Origin of the sequence: Catellatospora chokoriensis (assembly GCF_011297315.1) — a bacterium.
In the GTDB taxonomy this organism is placed as follows: domain Bacteria; phylum Actinomycetota; class Actinomycetes; order Mycobacteriales; family Micromonosporaceae; genus Catellatospora; species Catellatospora citrea.
This window is the reverse complement of sequence record NZ_JAAOTI010000009.1, coordinates 250,024-266,057: the sequence shown is the minus strand read 5'-3', so window position 1 is coordinate 266,057 and position 16,034 is coordinate 250,024. Positions and strand designations below refer to the sequence as shown.

Annotated in this window: 20 protein-coding genes; 14 read left to right on the top strand and 6 right to left on the bottom strand. The window is 72.0% G+C overall.

Features of this window, described 5'->3' with window-relative positions; translation table 11 throughout:
- Positions 1 to 99: 99 nt before the first annotated feature.
- Genes HAV39_RS16095 through HAV39_RS16080 form a run of 4 tightly spaced genes read right to left on the bottom strand, consistent with a single transcriptional unit; the run spans position 100 to position 2,170 of the window.
- Positions 100 to 468, bottom strand: a complete 369-nt coding sequence (locus HAV39_RS16095; RefSeq protein ID WP_191840011.1) for a hypothetical protein — start codon at positions 466 to 468, stop codon at positions 100 to 102.
- Between the two features lie 15 nt (positions 469 to 483).
- Entirely contained in the window at positions 484 to 1,266 is a 783-nt protein-coding gene (locus HAV39_RS16090) for a metallophosphoesterase family protein (protein WP_191840010.1), read from the bottom strand.
- Positions 1,263 to 1,526, bottom strand: coding sequence for a BON domain-containing protein (locus HAV39_RS16085; protein WP_191840009.1), 264 nt, complete (start codon positions 1,524 to 1,526; stop codon positions 1,263 to 1,265). Before HAV39_RS16085 ends, HAV39_RS16090 begins: the two co-directional genes overlap by 4 nt.
- Positions 1,520 to 2,170 carry a nucleotidyltransferase family protein gene (locus HAV39_RS16080; RefSeq protein ID WP_239120602.1) on the bottom strand — a complete coding sequence of 217 codons (651 nt, stop codon included), beginning with the start codon at positions 2,168 to 2,170 and terminating at the stop codon, positions 1,520 to 1,522. The genes HAV39_RS16085 and HAV39_RS16080 overlap by 7 nt, the downstream gene beginning before the upstream one ends.
- 208 nt (positions 2,171 to 2,378) lie before the next feature.
- Here HAV39_RS16080 and HAV39_RS16075 point away from each other — a divergent pair, with 208 nt between their 5' ends.
- The 14 genes from HAV39_RS16075 (at position 2,379) to HAV39_RS16010 (ending at position 13,396) form a co-directional block, all read left to right on the top strand.
- On the top strand, positions 2,379 to 2,834 hold the full coding sequence (locus HAV39_RS16075) for a GNAT family N-acetyltransferase (RefSeq protein WP_203736259.1): 456 nt from the start codon (positions 2,379 to 2,381) through the stop codon (positions 2,832 to 2,834).
- Positions 2,835 to 2,939: 105 nt separating this feature from the next.
- Complete coding sequence (locus HAV39_RS16070) at positions 2,940 to 3,515, top strand: YdeI/OmpD-associated family protein (protein ID WP_191840008.1); 576 nt, start codon at positions 2,940 to 2,942, stop codon at positions 3,513 to 3,515.
- Between the two features lie 65 nt (positions 3,516 to 3,580).
- Entirely contained in the window at positions 3,581 to 3,982 is a 402-nt protein-coding gene (locus HAV39_RS16065; protein WP_191840007.1) for an OsmC family protein, read from the top strand.
- Between the two features lie 226 nt (positions 3,983 to 4,208).
- Positions 4,209 to 4,616, top strand: a complete 408-nt coding sequence (locus HAV39_RS16060; RefSeq protein ID WP_191840006.1) for a DUF1622 domain-containing protein — start codon at positions 4,209 to 4,211, stop codon at positions 4,614 to 4,616.
- Positions 4,613 to 4,891 carry a DUF1622 domain-containing protein gene (locus tag HAV39_RS16055; protein WP_191840005.1) on the top strand — a complete coding sequence of 93 codons (279 nt, stop codon included), beginning with the start codon at positions 4,613 to 4,615 and terminating at the stop codon, positions 4,889 to 4,891. Before HAV39_RS16060 ends, HAV39_RS16055 begins: the two co-directional genes overlap by 4 nt.
- Positions 4,892 to 5,011: 120 nt before the next feature.
- Positions 5,012 to 5,548: a hypothetical protein gene (locus tag HAV39_RS16050; RefSeq protein WP_191840004.1), complete on the top strand. Its 537-nt coding sequence runs from the start codon at positions 5,012 to 5,014 to the stop codon at positions 5,546 to 5,548.
- A gap of 149 nt (positions 5,549 to 5,697) precedes the next feature.
- Positions 5,698 to 6,819, top strand: a complete 1,122-nt coding sequence (locus HAV39_RS16045; protein ID WP_191840003.1) for a Dyp-type peroxidase — start codon at positions 5,698 to 5,700, stop codon at positions 6,817 to 6,819.
- Complete coding sequence (locus HAV39_RS16040; RefSeq protein WP_191840002.1) at positions 6,816 to 7,622, top strand: family 1 encapsulin nanocompartment shell protein; 807 nt, start codon at positions 6,816 to 6,818, stop codon at positions 7,620 to 7,622. Before HAV39_RS16045 ends, HAV39_RS16040 begins: the two co-directional genes overlap by 4 nt.
- 72 nt (positions 7,623 to 7,694) lie before the next feature.
- Positions 7,695 to 8,516, top strand: a complete 822-nt coding sequence (locus HAV39_RS16035; protein WP_191840001.1) for an SDR family NAD(P)-dependent oxidoreductase — start codon at positions 7,695 to 7,697, stop codon at positions 8,514 to 8,516.
- Positions 8,494 to 8,892: a hypothetical protein gene (locus tag HAV39_RS16030; RefSeq protein ID WP_191840000.1), complete on the top strand. Its 399-nt coding sequence runs from the start codon at positions 8,494 to 8,496 to the stop codon at positions 8,890 to 8,892. Before HAV39_RS16035 ends, HAV39_RS16030 begins: the two co-directional genes overlap by 23 nt.
- Positions 8,893 to 8,960: 68 nt before the next feature.
- Positions 8,961 to 9,470 carry a SigE family RNA polymerase sigma factor gene (locus HAV39_RS16025; RefSeq protein ID WP_191839999.1) on the top strand — a complete coding sequence of 170 codons (510 nt, stop codon included), beginning with the start codon at positions 8,961 to 8,963 and terminating at the stop codon, positions 9,468 to 9,470.
- Positions 9,457 to 10,656, top strand: coding sequence for a beta propeller repeat protein (locus HAV39_RS16020; protein WP_191839998.1), 1,200 nt, complete (start codon positions 9,457 to 9,459; stop codon positions 10,654 to 10,656). The genes HAV39_RS16025 and HAV39_RS16020 overlap by 14 nt, the downstream gene beginning before the upstream one ends.
- A gap of 203 nt (positions 10,657 to 10,859) precedes the next feature.
- Positions 10,860 to 12,266 carry a family 2B encapsulin nanocompartment shell protein gene (locus HAV39_RS16015; protein WP_191839997.1) on the top strand — a complete coding sequence of 469 codons (1,407 nt, stop codon included), beginning with the start codon at positions 10,860 to 10,862 and terminating at the stop codon, positions 12,264 to 12,266.
- 92 nt (positions 12,267 to 12,358) lie between these two features.
- Positions 12,359 to 13,396 carry a family 2 encapsulin nanocompartment cargo protein polyprenyl transferase gene (locus tag HAV39_RS16010; RefSeq protein WP_191839996.1) on the top strand — a complete coding sequence of 346 codons (1,038 nt, stop codon included), beginning with the start codon at positions 12,359 to 12,361 and terminating at the stop codon, positions 13,394 to 13,396.
- A 150-nt stretch (positions 13,397 to 13,546) separates the two neighbouring features.
- Here HAV39_RS16010 and HAV39_RS16005 read toward each other — a convergent pair whose 3' ends face one another.
- Together HAV39_RS16005 and HAV39_RS16000 are read right to left on the bottom strand one after the other, a co-directional pair.
- Positions 13,547 to 14,392 (bottom strand): NAD-dependent epimerase/dehydratase family protein, encoded by an 846-nt coding sequence (locus HAV39_RS16005; RefSeq protein ID WP_191839995.1) that lies wholly within the window; start codon positions 14,390 to 14,392, stop codon positions 13,547 to 13,549.
- A 137-nt stretch (positions 14,393 to 14,529) separates the two neighbouring features.
- The gene (locus HAV39_RS16000; RefSeq protein ID WP_203736155.1) at positions 14,530 to 15,936 is read right to left on the bottom strand and encodes an alkaline phosphatase PhoX; all 1,407 of its coding nucleotides are present in this window, start codon (positions 15,934 to 15,936) and stop codon (positions 14,530 to 14,532) included.
- Positions 15,937 to 16,034 lie beyond the last annotated feature (98 nt).

The window sequence follows — 16,034 nt, the reverse complement described above, 5'->3', positions numbered from 1 at the left end:
CGGTCCCCCGGTCGTCGGAAACGGTGAGGCGGGTGCGGGGGGCGTCTGCAAATTAGCATCGGCCCCGCGCACCCGCCCGGGTTCCGGCGGTTCGGCGTGTCAGCCGACGAACAGCTGCTCGCTCTGCTCCTTGTTGTGGCCCAGCTGGCGGCGCAGCGAGGCGACCGCCTCGTCCACCGGGTGTCCGCGCAGCAGCTCCGCCACCGCGAAGCCGGCCAGCGCGCCGAGCCCGGCCGCGGCCACCACCCAGCCCCAGCGCACCGGAGCGGGCCGGCCCGCGAGCGCGTCGAGGGCCAGCGAGGCCCGGTGCCGGGCCTCGGAGCCGGTGTCGGACAGCGCCTCGCGCACGCTCCCCGCCTTCACCTTCGCCCGCTCGGCTGCCACGTCCCGAGTGCTGCCCAGCCCGTGCAGGAACTCGTTCCACGTGGCCGTGGCGACACGGTCGTTGTTCCGGGTACGGAGGAACATCATGATCTCCTGACGTCAGACGTCGTGCGACAGCGAGTCGATACCCCGCCCGGCACCCTGCGAAACGGGCGTTCGCCCCGGTGCGGCCGCATCCAGCTGGTACACGCTGTACGCCTGGCGGATCACCGGGTGCGCCACGTTGCGCACGCGCACCCCGCCCGGGGTGACGCCGCGCTCCACCCCCGCGTGCGCGTGCCCGTGCACGGCCAGCGCGGTGGGCGCCGAGTCGATCGCCTGGCCCAGCAGGTAGGAGCCCAGGAACGGGTAGATCTCCAGCGGCTCGCCCAGCAGCGTGTCCGGCACCGGCGCGTAGTGCGTCAGCGCCACCAGCACGTCCGCGTCCAGCGACAGCAGGGCGGCCTGCAGGCGGGTCGCGGCCCGCTCCGTCGTACGCACGAAGTCTTTGATCTCCGGCTCGCCGAACATGGACGCGCAGCGCCCCGCGAAGCCGCCGCCGAAGCCCTTGATCCCGGCCACGCCGAACTTCACGTCGCGGCAGCTGATGGTGATGCCCTCGCCCTCCAGCACGGTGATGCCGCCCGCGGCCAGCACCTTGGTGACCTCGCGCTGCTGGTCGCTGTGGTAGTCGTGGTTGCCCAGCACGGCCACCACGGGCACCGGCAGGTCGCCGAACTCGCGCGCCACGCACTCGGCCTCGTTGACGGTGCCGTGCCGGGTCAGGTCGCCGGCCAGCAGCAGCACGTCGGCGCGCTCGCCGAGCTGCTCCAGGGACGGGCGGTACCGGCCGAGCACGTCGACGTCCATGTGCACGTCACCGACCGCCGCCACCCGGATCACGTGATCACCTCGGGTTCGGTCGGACCGGCCACCGCGGTCACCACGATGTCGTTGCACACGTGCTTGTCCGGGAACATCGCCGCGACCCGCTCGCCGATCGCGTCCCGGCGGTGCGCGGTCTCGACCTGGCCGCGCAGCAGCACCGCCCCGTCCCGGCGGATCACCTCGATGCCCTGCTCGCAGATCGTGCCGTCCTCGGTCAGCATGCGGTGGACCTCGGCGTCGGCGTACTCGTCAACCACCCTGGGCTCGCTCACCATGCCCCCGTCCTGTCGGCTCCGGCAGGCACCGACGCCTGCGCGTTCTCGGGTTGCTCCGGCCGCGGCTTCTCGTGCGCCCCGCCCTCGCTCGCCGGTGGGATGATCTCCAGCAGGCTCAGCAGGTAGAGGCACGCCTCGGCGTACACCGAGTGGGCCGTGTCGCGCCGGACCTGGTCCCAGTCGATCTGCTCGCGCAGCGAGCGGGCCAGCGGCAGCGCGCGGGAGTAGTCGCAGTGGTGCTGGGAGAAGGTCAGCAGCTTGTGCTCCATGAGCATGGTCGCCGACAGCACGGGGATGTGCAGCGCGCCGACCGGCACGATCGAGCTCTCCGCCAGCACCTCCTCGGTCACCTGGCGCTGCACCGGCCGGAAGATAAGATCCACCAGCCGGTCCTCGTCGTACACCTTCACCAGCCAGTCCTCAGGGGGGCGCTCGGTGCGGAAACCCTCCTCGGCGTACGCCTGCAGCGTCCGCTCGACGTCCTCCTCGCGGATCACGAAGTCCACGTCGTGCTCACTGGAGGTGCCCCCGCGGGCGTAGACGGCGAAGCCGCCCGCCAGCGCGAACGGCACCTCCGCACGGCGCAGCACGCTGGCCGCACGCTTCATCGTCTCCAGGAGCTCTGCACTGATCTCGCTGAGCATGGGGTCGCTATACCCGACGCGTGTTCCTCTCACACATCGCCGGCACGCCAACCTCCCGGACATGCCCGAACAGGCAGGGACCGACATGAAGGTGATCGTTCTCGGCCGCCCGAAGGAAGGGCACCTTCTTATCGGAATACGTAGGGGAAGGGCACCTTCCTAACCCTGCACCCCGGCTGACCTGCCACGCGTGGCATGATCGTCTGCCGTGGCGGTCGAGATACGCGAGCGGCGGGACGAGGACCTCGACGGGTGCGTCGCGGCCCTGTCAGCGGTGCACCACGGTGGCGGCGGGTATCCGACGCGCTGGCCGGACAGCCCGCACCGCTGGCTCAGCCCGCCGGACGCCGTACGCGCCTGGGTCGCCGTCGACGGCCCGGTGATCGTCGGACACGTCATGGTCCGGGTCGGCGAGCACGGCGACGCCGAGATCAGCCGCCTGTTCGTCGCCCCCGCCGCGCAGGGCGCGGGACTGGCCAAGGCCCTGCTCGCCGCGGCCCGCGGGTTCGCCGCCGAGCGCGGCCTCGCCCTCACCCTCCAGGTCACCACCGGGCAGGACACCGCCATCGCGCTGTACGAGCGCACCGGCTGGCGCCGCACCGGCACCGTCTTCGGCTGGACCACTCCTTCCGGCGACGTGCACCTGCACCAGTACACCGTCTGACCAGTACACCGTCTGACCAGTACACCGTCTGACCAGCCGCCGTCCTGACCGGCCGCCGTCGCCGGGCCGGCGCAGACTGTCGGTGGGGCGTGTTTGACTGGCCCGATGGCCACTGACGCCCCCACCCTGACCTTCGCCGACGCCGACGCCTTCGAGCAGTGGCTCGCCGCCCAGCCCGCCGACAGCGCGGGCGTGTGGCTCAAGCTGGCGAAGAAGGCCTCCGGCGTGCCGTCGGTGGACTACTCCCAGGCCCTCGACGTGGCCCTGTGCCACGGCTGGATCGACGGACCGAAAGCCGGTGTCGACGAGGTGTACTGGCTGCAGAAGTTCACCCCGCGCCGGGCCCGCAGCCGCTGGTCGAAGGTCAACCGCAACCGGGTGGCCGCGCTGATCGAGCAGGGCCGGATGCGGCCCGGCGGGCTGGCCGAGATCGAGCGGGCACAGGCCGACGGGCGGTGGGAAGCGGCCTACGACGGCATGAAGACGGCTGAGGTGCCCGACGACCTGGCCCAGGCGCTCGCCGCCAACCTGGGGGCGCAACGCTTCTTCGAGACCATCGACCGGCAGAACCGGTACGCGATCCTGTACCGGGTCCAGGACGCGAAACGCCCGGAGACCCGGGCCAGGCGGATCACTCAGTATGTCGCCATGCTCGCCGAAGGCAAGAAGATCTACCCCTGAGCCGGCGGGCAATCCCGCAGACCGACGCGCACCCGGGCCACGGGCTCGCCGGTAGCATGGCGATCATGGCAACGGTAAGGGTCGAACGTACTGACGACGGTTTCATCGCCACCAACGAGCGCGGGGCCTCGGTCGCCGTGGGCAGCTCCGATCAGGACGGCGTGTTCTCGCCGGTCGAGCTGCTGCTGGCGGCGCTCGGCGGCTGCGAGATCGTCACCGTCGAGCCGCTGACCGCCAAGCGCGGCCACCGCCTGGTCAAGCTGGCGGTACGCGTCGACGCCGAGAAGGTCGCGCCGACCAAGCTCGGGCCGATCACGACGACGTACGAGATCGAGCTGCCGCCCGGCGACGCCAAGGCCGCCGAGGTGTTCGAGTCGGTCGCCCACCGGGTCCACGAGAACCACTGCACGGTCGGCCGCGCGCTGCGCGAGGGCACCGAGACCCTCCAGATCCTGCCACCCCGCTGACCACCCCTCCGCCCTCCGCTTGATCGTTCGACTTGCCTGGCACCTGTGCGTATCTTGACCGCGCTTTCGCACACCTGCCTGGCAAGTCGAACGATCAAGGCCCGGCCCGCCCGCCGCCAAGGGCGGACGATCGGGGCGGATGTCCGGTTCCGGGGTTCTCGTCCTGGGATGCGGCGTAGCGTGGGAGCACAAGGGACCGGCGACGCCGGTGGGGGCGGTCACCGACATGGAGCACCCGTGGGGGCAGGCCGCGCTGGCCAACCTGGTCGATCTGCTCGTGATGCTGGTCGAGGCCGCCGGCGCGGTGGTCATCTTCATCGGGGCGAGCGTCGCCTTCTTCCAGTTCGTCGGCGCGGCGATCCGCGGGCGGCACACCGTCGACTTCGTGCCGATCCGGCTGGGACTCGGCCGCTTCCTCACCCTCGGCCTGGAGTTCCAGCTCGCCGGTGACATCCTGCGCACCGCGGTCTCGCCCACCCTGCGCGAGATCGCCGAACTCGCCGCGATCGCCACCATCCGCACCGCGCTGAACTACTTCCTCACCAAGGAGATCCAGGAGGCCCGCGCCGAGCTGCGCGGCATCGGCGAGGTCACCGCGCCCGCCCCGGGCGGCACGGCGCGGGGCACGCCGTGACCCTGCTGCTGGAAGACGTGGTACGCGGCGCGGCCCAGCTCTGCGTGGCGGCGGGTTTCGTCGCGGGGGCGCTGGCGTTCGCCCGGTGCCGGTCCGGCCGGATGGCCGTGTCGGTGGCGCTGGACTTCTGGCTCGCCGCGGGACTGCTCACGCTGTCCCTGGCCACGACCTGGACGGCGATCCTGGCCGCGGCGGCGATCGTCGGTTTGCGCCGCATGCTCACGCACGCCCTGGCCCAGGGGACGCACCAGGCTGCCGGAGACCGGCCGGGATGAGCCACGACGAGCGCTCGCGATCACCGCCGCGCCGTCGACGGGACGGTCGGACCGGCGCCGGGCTCCTGGCAGGCGCCGCATGCACGCAGACTGACGGAGGTCGCCGGTACGGTGCCACGCATGCGTGATCAGGACCTGCTGCGGCAGATACGGGACGAGCGGTGGATCGCCGAGTTGCTCGTCCAATTCGACTTCGACCTTCGGCGCGCCGAGAACGGCCCCGTCGAGGCGGTGCGGCTGCCCGACGGCGGCGCGCTGGAGATGATCGCCGGTGACGCCTCGGGCGGCGCGTTCCTGCTGGCCGGGCCGCCGGCCGACAACCGTCCGGTCGTCTACGCCGGCTCCGAGGGTGAGGGCGGGCTGATCGCGGCGGACCTGCGTACGGCGCTGGCGCTGGTAGTCGGGCTGCCCAGCCTGCACGACGCCACCTCCATGCCGATCGGCGACGGAGCGGCGCTGCGCGAGTGGCTGGCGTTCGCCGACGACGAGATCCGCGAGGACTGGCCCGAGCTGGACGACGACCGGGCCAGGCTGCGCGACGCCCTCGGCCTTCCCGAGCCCGCCGGCCTGCTGGCCGGGCTGCACGCGGCGGCGGCCGACGAGCGCTACCGGCCGGTCAGCGAGCTCGGCGACGTCTACGAGCCGATGACCAGCTAGCAAGCGTCCTGCCTGGCCACACGCCATGAGGCGTGAGGAAGGGCACCTTCTACAACACATGGCGATGTGAAGGTGCCCTTCCTTCATTCCAGGGTGGTGCGGGCCGGGGACGTGGCACGATCCGGAAGGAGGCTTCCGGGAGGTTCATCGTGGGCAGCGTCGAGTCACAGCCGGTGCTGACGGGCATCACCGAGGCCGCCGTCTTCCTGGTCGTCACGGTGCGCGACGGGGCCGAGGAGGACGTCCGGGACCTGCTCGGCGACGTGTCGAGCCTGGCCCGCGCGGTCGGGTTCCGGGTGCCGGACGGGCAGCTCCAGTGCGTGGTCGGCATCGGCTCGCTGCTGTGGGACCGGCTGTTCGGCGGCCCGCGCCCGGCCGGGCTGCATCCGTTCCGCGAGATCGCGGGGCCGCGGCACGTCGCCGTCGCCACTCCCGGTGACCTGCTGTTCCACCTGCGGGCCCGCCGCATGGACCTGTGCTTCGAGCTGGCCAAGCAGGTCATGGCCCGGCTGGCGGGACGGGTCGACGTCGTCGACGAGACGCACGGGTTCAAGTACTTCGACGAGCGGGACCTGCTCGGCTTCGTCGACGGCACGGAAAACCCGACCGGCAACGCCGCCGCCAGGGCGGCCCTGATCGGCGACGAGGATCCCGGCTTCACCGGCGGCAGCTACGTGATCGTGCAGAAGTACCTGCACGACATGGCCGCCTGGAACGCGATCTCGGTGGCCGAGCAGGAGCGCGTGATCGGCCGGACCAAGCTGGACGACATCGAGTTCCCCGACGAGGCCAAGCCCGCCGACTCGCACCTGACGCTGAACACGATCACCGACGACGACGGCACCGAGCACAAGATCGTGCGTGACAACATGCCGTTCGGCTCGGCCGGCGAGGGCGAGTTCGGCACCTACTTCATCGGGTACGCGGGCCAGGTCGAGATCACCGAGCAGATGCTGCAGAACATGTTCATCGGCAAGCCGCCCGGCACCACCGACCGCATCCTCGACTTCTCCACCGCCGTGTCGGGCAGCCTGTTCTTCGTGCCGTCGGCCGACCTGCTCGACGACCTGCCGCCGCCCGCCGGGTCCGCCGGCGTGCCGGCGGCCGAGCCGGCGCGGGCGGAGCCGGTGGCGGCCGCGCCGGTGGAACTCGGGCCGGTGGGGGTGCCGGGCGCCCTGGCCGTCCCGGCCGGCGCGACGCCGGTGCCGGCGGAGATCGGGCCCGGCGACTCCTCGCTGGGCATCGGGAGCTTGAAGGGGAGCCGGGCATGAACAACCTGCATCGCGAACTCGCCCCGATCTCGGACGAGGCGTGGGAAGACCTCGAAGCAGAAGCGCGCCGCACCTTCACCCGGCACGTGGCCGCCCGCCGCGCCGTCGACGTCATCGGCCCCGCGGGCCTGGGCCAGGCGGCCGTCGGCACCGGCCACCTGCGCCCGGTCGCCGACTCCGGCGGCGCGGTGCAGGCGCGGGTGCGGGAGGCCCGCCCGCTGGTCGAGTTCCGGGCGCCGTTCACGGTGAGCAGGCAGGCGGTCGACGACGTCGCCCGGGGCGCCAAGGACCCGGACTGGCAGCCGGTCAAGGACGCCGCGAAACAGATCGCCTTCGCCGAGGACGGCATGGTCTTCGACGGGTTCGCCGAGGCGGGCGTGGTGGGCATCAAGCAGGCGGCGTCGAACCCGCCGATCGCCCTGCCCGCCGACGCCGCCGCCTACCCCGACGCGGTCGCGCAGGCCATGACCGAGCTGCGCCTGGCCGGGGTCGCGGGGCCGTACACGCTGCTGCTCAGCGCCGACGCGTACACCGCCGTCGCGGAGACGACCGACCACGGCTATCCGATCCGCGAGCACCTGTCCCGGGTGCTGGGCAAGGAGAGCCACATCATCTGGGCGCCCGCGCTGACCGGGGGGCTGCTGCTGTCGACCCGCGGCGGCGACTACGAGCTGCACCTGGGCCAGGACCTGTCGATCGGCTACCTGTCGCACGACGCGGACTCGGTGCGGCTGTACTTCCAGGAGTCGTTGACCTTCTTCGTGCAGACCACCGAGGCCGGGGTCGAACTCACCGCCGGATGACCGCCCGGACTGCCCGCATTCGGGCCTGCCGAGGGTGCCTGACGTGGCACGATTCCGGTGAGGAGGCGTGCGGTGACGCGCCCGCCGGACCGCCCGCGTGAGGGGAAGACGATGATGCTCTCCGGCAAACGGGCCCTGGTGTTCGCCGCCGACGAGCGGCTCGCCGAGACCGTGGCCCGCCACCTGGGCAAGCAGGGCGCGCAGGTGTGGGTCAGCGGCCTGGACACCGAGGCCGTGGAGGCGCTCGCCGAGAAGATCCACGCTGACGGCGGCGAGGCGCATCCGGCCACCGTCGACCCCAGCGATCCCCGTCATGTACGCGAATACGTCACCGCCGTCGCCTCCAAGGGCCCGGTCGACGTGTGCTTCAACGGCTTCGAACTGCCCACGCACGCCGCCGGGGTTGGCGTGCCCTACCGCGACCTGGATCCCACCGTGCTCACCGAGGCGCTCGGCGAGGTGATCGGGGCGCAGTTCCTGACCGCGCGGGAGGCGGCCCGGGTGATGGTCCCGGCCGGGCGCGGCTCGATCGTCACGGTCGCGTCGACCAACGGCAGCAGCGGCCGCCCGCACACCGGCGCGCTCGGCGCGGTGGCGGGCGCGCTGGAGGCCCTGGCCCGCAGCATGGCCACCGAGTACGGCCCGTCCGGCGTACGGGTCAACCACATCCGGGCCACCCGGCTGTCCAGCGGCCCGATGTACTACGAGAACGCACTGGGCCGGCCGGTGACCGTGGACGAGGTCGCCGCGGCCGTGGCCTGGCTGTCGTCCGACGCGTCCGGCGGCGTCACCGGACAGGTGATCGAGGTCAGCGGCGGGGAGCACGGGCTCAGCGAGGCCGTGGCCGCCCGCGGGCCGAGGAGGGAGCGCCATGTCGAACTCGATCTACCATGACGAATACGGCACCATCAGCCGCGACGACGACCGCGGCCTGCTGGAGCTGACCTGGTCCCCGGCGACCGACCACATCAGCGATGCCGAGTTCAAGGCGCTGATGGCGCGCTTCGCGCAGACCGCCGAGCAACTGCCGACCCGCTACCTCGTGGTCGACGCCCGAAACCTGCACCACCGGCCGGACGCCGACTTCGACGACTGGTGCGACCAGAACGTCATCCCCTGCTACAACCGCGCCGGGGTGGCCAAGCTGGCGTACCTGATGCGGCCCGCCGAGGCCGCCGAGGCCGAGCCGGTGCCCGAGGGCCCGGCGACGTTCCCGACGGGGTACTTCGACTCGATGGAGTCGGTGCAGGATTGGCTCAAGACCGGCTGAGAACGATGGTGTGACAGTGCAACAGACCGCCTCCGTCCGGCGTAGATACCGGGTGGAGGTGGCGACTGGTGCCGGATCATTCGTTCGACGACTTCGTCCATGCCGCCCTGCCCGCGCTCAGCCGCTACGCGCACGCCCTGACCGGCGAGCGGGCGGCCGGTGAGGACCTGATCCAGGACACCCTGGTCAAGGTCGCCGGGGCGTGGCGGCGGGTGCACCGCGACGGCAGCCCGCTGGCGTACGCGCGCACGACGATGCTCAACACGTACCTGAGCGCGTGGCGGATCCGCCGCAGGCGGCCGGTCAGCGTGCCGCTGGAGGTCGACTGGCCTGGCCCGGACGCGTACGGCCCGGTCGATGTGCGTGATCAGCTGCGCCGCGCCCTGGACGCGTTGCCGCGGGCCCAGCGGGCCGTGCTGGTGCTCGGTTTTCTCGACGAGCTGTCCGATGAGGAGATAGCCGCGATGCTGGACCGCCGCCCGGCCACGGTGCGCTCGCTGCGCCACCGCGGTCTGGCCGCGCTGCGCCGGCAGCTCGACGGCGACCAGGTGGAGGGCGGTCCGTATGCACGACGTTGAGCGACTGCTGCGCGAAGAACTCAGCCGGCGGTCGGAGCTGCCGCCCCCCTCGGCGGCCGCGGTCGTCACCGCCGTGCACGGCCTGCGCCGCCGCCGGCGGATCACCGCGGCGGCGGCGCTGGGCGCGGTCGCGGTGCTGGTCACCTTGGCCGGGACGATCACCGCGCTGCGGCCCACGGCGGGCTCCCTGCCACCGGCGCTCCCGCCGCCGGCGCCCGCCGGATCAGTGTCGTTGACCGAGCTGCCGGAGGTCTGGTTCGCCGACGCCGACCACGGGTTCGCACTGGCCCAGTCGTGCCTGGCGGATCCGTGCCAGCTCTACGTCGCGCAGACCACGGACGGCGGCGCCTCCTGGCAGCGGCACGCCGTGCCGGGCGAGACGTTCCCCGCCGAGCAGCGCAGCCCGCGGGTCACCCTGCGCGTGCTCAGCGCCACCACGCTCGCGCTCGACAGCTTCGACGGCGACCGGCGCAGGTTCACCACCGACAGCGGCCGCACGTGGACCGAGCAGCCGGTGGAACCGCAGGGCACGGTGGCGGAGATCCCCGACGGCGGGCTCGCCCAGGTCCGGTCGAACACGGGCAAGCCGATCGACATCGTGGTGCTGCGCCCGGACGGGACCTCGGCGCTGCTCGCGACGCCGCCCCTGACCAGGCCACTGACCTCGATGTGGACGAACGTGGCGCGCGGCGACGACGGCAGCGCCTGGGTGTACGGCGGCGACGACACGAAGACCTGGCTGTGGCTCAGCCGGGACCGCGGCCGCACCTGGCGGGAGGTGCCGCTGCCGGGCGACGCGGCGGGGCCGCACGCCGGTCGGGGGCCGCTGCTCGAACACGGCCGGATCCTGTACGTCGTGGAGACGTTCCCGAAGCGACGGGCGTGGCGCAGCGTCGACGACGGCGCGCACTGGGCGGACATCGGCAAGGACCTGCCGCCGGATCCCGGTGGAGACGCGGGACTGGGCTCGGTGGTCTGCTTCGACGGCACCCTGCTGGTCTACGAGCCGACTTCCGGCGCCGTCTACCGGGCGATGCCGTCCGAGGACAAGCTCGGCCGGGTGGGCGACGCGCCGATCTGGCAGCGGGCCGGCGGCCGTTACCTGCGGGGCGCCGGCCCGAAGGGACCCGACGGGCCCTACGAGCACTCTCCCGACGGGCTGACCTGGACCGAGTTGCGCCTGTAGCCCGTACGCCGATCAAGGCTCCGTTCACGCCGCTCACCCGGCGAGGACGGAGCCTTGGTCATGTCCGGGGGCGGTCGCACCCTAGCAGAGGACGATCACCACTTCCAGACCTTTCGTTCATACCACTTGAACACTAAGAATTAGTGCGAACCGGACACACCGGCGGGAAGACTCCCGCCGGTTCGTACTACCAGAGGTGGGTGATGGTGGTGTCTGTGGATTCCTCCGCGGAAGTCGAGAGTGGACAGGCACGGTCGAGTCTGGCCACGGCAGCGGCCCGCAATCTGGCGACGACGACGAAGTCGGCGCCCCAGATGCAGGAGATCTCGTCCCGGTGGCTGCTGCGCATGCTGCCGTGGGTGCAGGTCAAGGGCGGCACGTACCGGGTCAACCGGCGGCTGAGCTACGCGGTCGGCGACGGCCGGGTCAGCTTCACCACGATCGGCGCGCAGGTGAAGGTCGTGCCGCCGGAGCTGTGCGAGCTGCCGCTGCTGCGCGACTTCGAGGACCTCGGCGTGCTGGGCGCGCTGGCCGACCGGTTCACGCAGGCGGAGTACGCGCCCGGCGACGTGATCGTGGAGGCCGGGCAGGTCGCCGACAAGGTGCACCTGATCGCGCACGGCAAGGTCAACAAGCTGGGCACCGGCAAGTACGGCGACCGGATCGTGCTCGGCGTGCTGGCCGACGGGGAGTACTTCGGCGACCAGTCACTGGTCAAGCTCGGCAGCACCTGGGACGTCACCGTCAAGGCGGTGACCAGCTGCATCGTGATGTCGCTGAGCCGGGCCGCGTTCGACGACATCGTCGGGCAGTCCGAGCAGCTGCGCGACCACGTCCGGCGGCACCAGGCCAACCCGGTGCCGCCGCAGAACAAGCACGGCGAGGCCGCGATCGAGATCTCCGCGGGCCACATCGGCGAGGCGCAGCTGCCCGGCACGTTCGTCGACTACGAGCTCACCCCGCGGGAGTACGAGCTCAGCGTCGCGCAGACCGTGCTCCAGGTGCACACCCGCGTCGCCGACCTCTACAACGAGCCGATGAACCAGATCGAGCAGCAGCTGCGGCTCACCATCGAGGCCCTCAAGGAGCGCCAGGAACACGAGCTGATCAACCACCGGGAGTTCGGGCTGCTCCACAACGCCGACCTCAAGCAGCGGATACACACCCGCACCGGGCCGCCGACCCCCGACGACCTGGACGAGCTGCTCAGCCGGCGGCGCAGCTCGCACCTGTTCCTCGCCCACCCGCAGGCCATCGCCGCCTTCGGCCGCGAGTGCACCCGGCGCGGCATCTACCCGCAGGGCGTGGAGATCAACGGCAGCACCGTGCCCGCCTGGCGCGGCGTGCCGCTGCTGCCCTGCAACAAGATCCCGGTGAGCCCGACCCGGACCACCTCGATCCTGGTGATGCGCCTCGGCGAGGCCGAGCAGGGCGTCATCGGCCTGCACCAGACCGGCCTGCCCGACGAGTACCAGCCGAGCCTGTCCGTGCGCTTCATGGGCATCAACGACAAGGCCATCCTGTCGTACCTGGTCAGCGCGTACTACTCGGCCGCGGTGCTGGTCCCCGACGCGCTCGGGGTGCTGGAGAACGTGGAACTCGGCCACTGATTCCACCGCCGGGCACCTTGCCGGCGTGTGCGCACGTTGGACAGGGTGCCCGGCGTCTTTGTCGTAAGCCCTTCGGGAGAGGTGGTACCACCATGAGCACTGTGGAGATGGCACGCGGTCAGTCCGCACGGGACGTGCTGGCGTGGAGCCGCACCCTCGTCGACCCCGCGTTAAGAACCGCGGTCGGCACGCTGCGGCCGTCGATGCGCCGCATTTCCGGGTATCACTTCGGCTGGTGGGACGCCGACGGCACGCCCGCGACCGGAGACGCCGGCAAGGCGATCCGCCCGGCGCTGGCGCTGGTGGCGGCCGAGGCGGTGGGCGGCGACGCGGCCCAGGCGGTGCCCGCGGCGGTCGCGGTCGAGTTGATCCACAACTTCTCGCTGCTGCACGACGACATCATGGACGGCGACGTCACCCGGCGGCACCGGCCCACCGCGTGGACGGTGTTCGGGCAGGCCCCGGCCATCCTCGCCGGTGACGCGCTGCTGGCGCTGGGCTTCGACGTGCTGGCCGGCTGCGGCCACCCCGCCGTGCCCGAGGCGGGCCGGCTGCTCAACACCGCGGTCCAGGAGCTGCTCGACGGGCAGAGCGCCGACCTGGAGTTCGAGGAGCGCGACGACGTACGCCTCGCCGAGTGCCTGTCCATGGCCGAGTCGAAGACGGCCGCGCTGCTGGGCGGGGCGTGCGCGCTCGGCGCCCTGCTCGGCGGCGGCACGTCCGAGCAGGTGGCGGCGCTGACCGAGTTCGGCCGCCGGATGGGGCTGGCCTTCCAGTTCGTCGACGACCTGCTCGGCATCTGGGGCGACCCGGCGGTCACCGGCAAGTCGGTCCACTCCGACCTGGCCAGCCGGAAGAAGTCGCTGCCGGTCGTCGCCGCGCTCACCTCCGGCACCCCCGCCGGCCACGAGCTGTCCCTGCTGTACCAGCGCCAGGGCCCGCTCGACGGCCCGGACCTGACCCGCGCCGCCGAACTGGTCGACGCCGCCGGCGCCCGCGCCTGGGCCCGCGCCCGCGCCGACGTCCTGCTCGCCCAGGCCCTGCGCCGCCTCCACGCCGCCGACCTGGCCCTGTCCCCCGCCTCCCAACTCCACGCCCTGGCCCGCCTGGCCACCCACCGCCACCACTAACCCACCGCCCCGCCCCGCCCCGCCCCCCGCCCCGTCGATCATGAACTTATGGACGTGTTCGACGGCGTGTCCCTACCTTGACACCGTGATCAACAACTGAACACCACGGGCCCGCACTGACGACAGGTGCGGGCCCGTGGTGTGTGCGGGTCAGCGCCAGCCGTGCTGCGGGTCGTAGCCGAGGAGGCGGCGGGCCTTGTCGATGGAGAGCAGGGTCTCGTTGCCGGAGACGGGGCGCTGCCAGGGCAGGTCGGGGAAGACCTCGGCGGCCAGGTCGGCCGTCTCGCGGTGCATCACGGTGTCGGCGTTGGCGATGATGAAGATCTCCAGGCCGGGCTGGGGGTACGCCAGGGCCCGGCGAACCGCCTGCGCGCCGTCGCGGCAGTCGATGTAGGACCACAGGTTCCACATCCGCGCGCGCGGATCGTCCTGCCAGGACGCGAAGTTCGCGTAGTCGCCGGGCTCCATCACGTTCGAGAAGCGCAGCCCGATCATCTTCAGCCGCGGGTCCCACCGGCAGAACTGCGCGGCCATCTGCTCGTCGAGGTGCTTGGCCAGGGAGTACGCCGTCTCCGGCCGGCCCGCGTACTCCTCGTCCACCGGCAGGTACGGCGGCGGGGTGTCGAACGGCAGCCCGAGCACCGTCTCACTGGACGCCCAGACCACGTTGCGGATGCCCGCCGCCCGCGCCGCCGCGAACACGTTGTGGCTGACCGTGATGTTGTTGGCGAACGTCGCCGCGTTGCCGGTCACCCCCGGCCCGGGGATCGCCGCCAGATGCACCACCGCGTCCACCTTCGCGTACCGGCTGTCGATCGCGCTGAACGCCTCGACCGCCTGGCCGTAGTCGGTGAAGTCGATCCGGGTGTACGGGCACAGCTGCTCACGCGGCGGCGCCACGTCCAGGTTCACCACGTCGTACCCGTTGTCGAGCAGGTCGCGCACCACCGCCCGGCCCAGCTTGCCGCTGCCGCCGGTCACTGCCACCAATGCCATCGTCCACACCTCTCCCGAAGATCCGCTGCCAACGTAGCCGACCGCACCGCGCCAGTCGGCGACGCAAGGCCGGGTTCGACGGCCAAGGGTGCGCCCGCCCCGGTGGCACATCCGGAGCGGGCGCGGTTGGGGAAGGGTCAGTGACCGTGACCGTGGTCGTGGCCGCGGCGACCCCACGGGCCGGTGATCGCGACGACCAGGCCGTCGGCCTGGATGCCGGCGAACAGGATCCGGCCGTCCTGGCTGAACGTCGGGCCGGTGAACTCGCTGTCGCTGATCTCGTTGCGGGCCAGCGGGTAGGTGACCCCCTTGTCGCTGACGCCGACCAGGTGCGACAGGCCCTCGCCGTCCTCGGCGAGGATGATGCCGCCGTACGGCGAGACGGTGATGTTGTCGGGGCCGTCGTAGTGGCCCTCGGCCTTGGGGTCCGGGTTCACCCCGAAGATGGTCTTGAGCTCGATCGTCTCGCGCTTCGGGTCGTAGAACCACACCTGGCCGTCGTGCTCGCGCACGCTGCCGTCGCTGGTCCGGGCGTAGCTGGAGACGAAGTACACGCCGCCGTCGCCGTACCACTGGCCTTCCAGCTTGCGGGCGCGGGTGACCTGGTCGTTGGTGAACTGCTTGCGCACCGAGACCGTGGCGGCCAGCCGGTCCGGCACGTCCACCCAGCTCACCTTGTACTTGGTGCCGGGCTCGGTGGCCGCGGACAGGTCGGCGATGTGCAGCCCGTCCAGCGTCGCCTTCAGCGCCTGCAGGCGGCCCGCGGTGTCGCCGCCCTCGCTGAGGGCGAGCTTGCGCAGCGCGCCGTCACGGCCCTTGAAGCCCTTCGGCGGCACCCAGCGGAAGTAGAGCCCGTTCGGGCCGCTGGCGTCCTCGGTCAGGTAGATCTCGTCGGTCTTCGGGTCGACGGCGACGGCCTCGTGCGAGTACCGGCCGAGGAACTTCAGCGGCACCGGGTCGAGGTTGGCCTCGGAGTCGAACGGGTCGACCTCGAACACCCAGCCGTGGTCCTGCTGGAACACGCCGCCCTTGCGCTGCTCGGTCTCCTCGCAGGTCAGCCAGGTGCCCCAGGGAGTGATGCCACCGGCGCAGTTGTTGTGCGTGCCGGCCAGGCTGACGTACTGCTGGACCCGGTTGCCGTGGTGGTCGACCTCGATGTTGGTGGTGCCGCCACCCGCGCCCGGGTCGAACGTGAAGCCGGGCCGGGCCGGGACCCGGTGCGGCTCGTCGCCGCCGATCTCGTGGTTGTTGACCAGGGTGAATCCGCGGCGGGTGCCGAAGCAGGCGGTGCCGTCGGGGTCGCCCGGGGTGGGCTCGCCGGTCGCCAGCAGGGTCTTGCCGGCCTCGGCGACGATCCGGTAGGAGAAGCCCTCCGGCAGGGAGAGGATGCCCGCCGGGTCCGGCACGAGCGGGCCGTAGCCGGGCACGGTGGGGTGGGCGTACGCGGGACCGGCTACCGCCTGGATGCTGCCGGCGAACGCGATGCCGAGGCCGGTGAGGGTGCCGGCGCGCAGCAGGCTACGGCGGGAGAGAGGGGTGTGCACGGATAGCTGCCTTTCGATGGGCCTTCATGTCTACCCTCGACATGCAAGCCCGCGATCGGGAACGCCCCGCGCGCATCGCGCCAAGATCAGGCAAACAG

Bases quoted from the DNA above. Each gene is read 5' to 3' on its own strand.
- HAV39_RS16065 (WP_191840007.1), top strand. From the start codon at position 3,581: ATGGCAACGGTAAGGGTCGAACGTACTGACGACGGTTTCATCGCCACC.
- HAV39_RS16030 (WP_191840000.1), top strand. From the start codon at position 8,494: ATGTCGAACTCGATCTACCATGACGAATACGGCACCATCAGCCGCGAC.
- HAV39_RS16085 (WP_191840009.1), bottom strand. From the start codon at position 1,526: ATGGTGAGCGAGCCCAGGGTGGTTGACGAGTACGCCGACGCCGAGGTC.
- HAV39_RS16070 (WP_191840008.1), top strand. From the start codon at position 2,940: ATGGCCACTGACGCCCCCACCCTGACCTTCGCCGACGCCGACGCCTTC.
- HAV39_RS16005 (WP_191839995.1), bottom strand. From the start codon at position 14,392: ATGGCATTGGTGGCAGTGACCGGCGGCAGCGGCAAGCTGGGCCGGGCG.
- HAV39_RS16015 (WP_191839997.1), top strand. From the start codon at position 10,860: ATGGTGGTGTCTGTGGATTCCTCCGCGGAAGTCGAGAGTGGACAGGCA.
- HAV39_RS16010 (WP_191839996.1), top strand. From the start codon at position 12,359: ATGAGCACTGTGGAGATGGCACGCGGTCAGTCCGCACGGGACGTGCTG.
- HAV39_RS16095 (WP_191840011.1), bottom strand. From the start codon at position 468: ATGTTCCTCCGTACCCGGAACAACGACCGTGTCGCCACGGCCACGTGG.
- HAV39_RS16060 (WP_191840006.1), top strand. From the start codon at position 4,209: ATGGAGCACCCGTGGGGGCAGGCCGCGCTGGCCAACCTGGTCGATCTG.
- HAV39_RS16050 (WP_191840004.1), top strand. From the start codon at position 5,012: ATGCGTGATCAGGACCTGCTGCGGCAGATACGGGACGAGCGGTGGATC.
- HAV39_RS16080 (WP_239120602.1), bottom strand. From the start codon at position 2,170: ATGCTCAGCGAGATCAGTGCAGAGCTCCTGGAGACGATGAAGCGTGCG.
- HAV39_RS16020 (WP_191839998.1), top strand. From the start codon at position 9,457: ATGCACGACGTTGAGCGACTGCTGCGCGAAGAACTCAGCCGGCGGTCG.
- HAV39_RS16040 (WP_191840002.1), top strand. From the start codon at position 6,816: ATGAACAACCTGCATCGCGAACTCGCCCCGATCTCGGACGAGGCGTGG.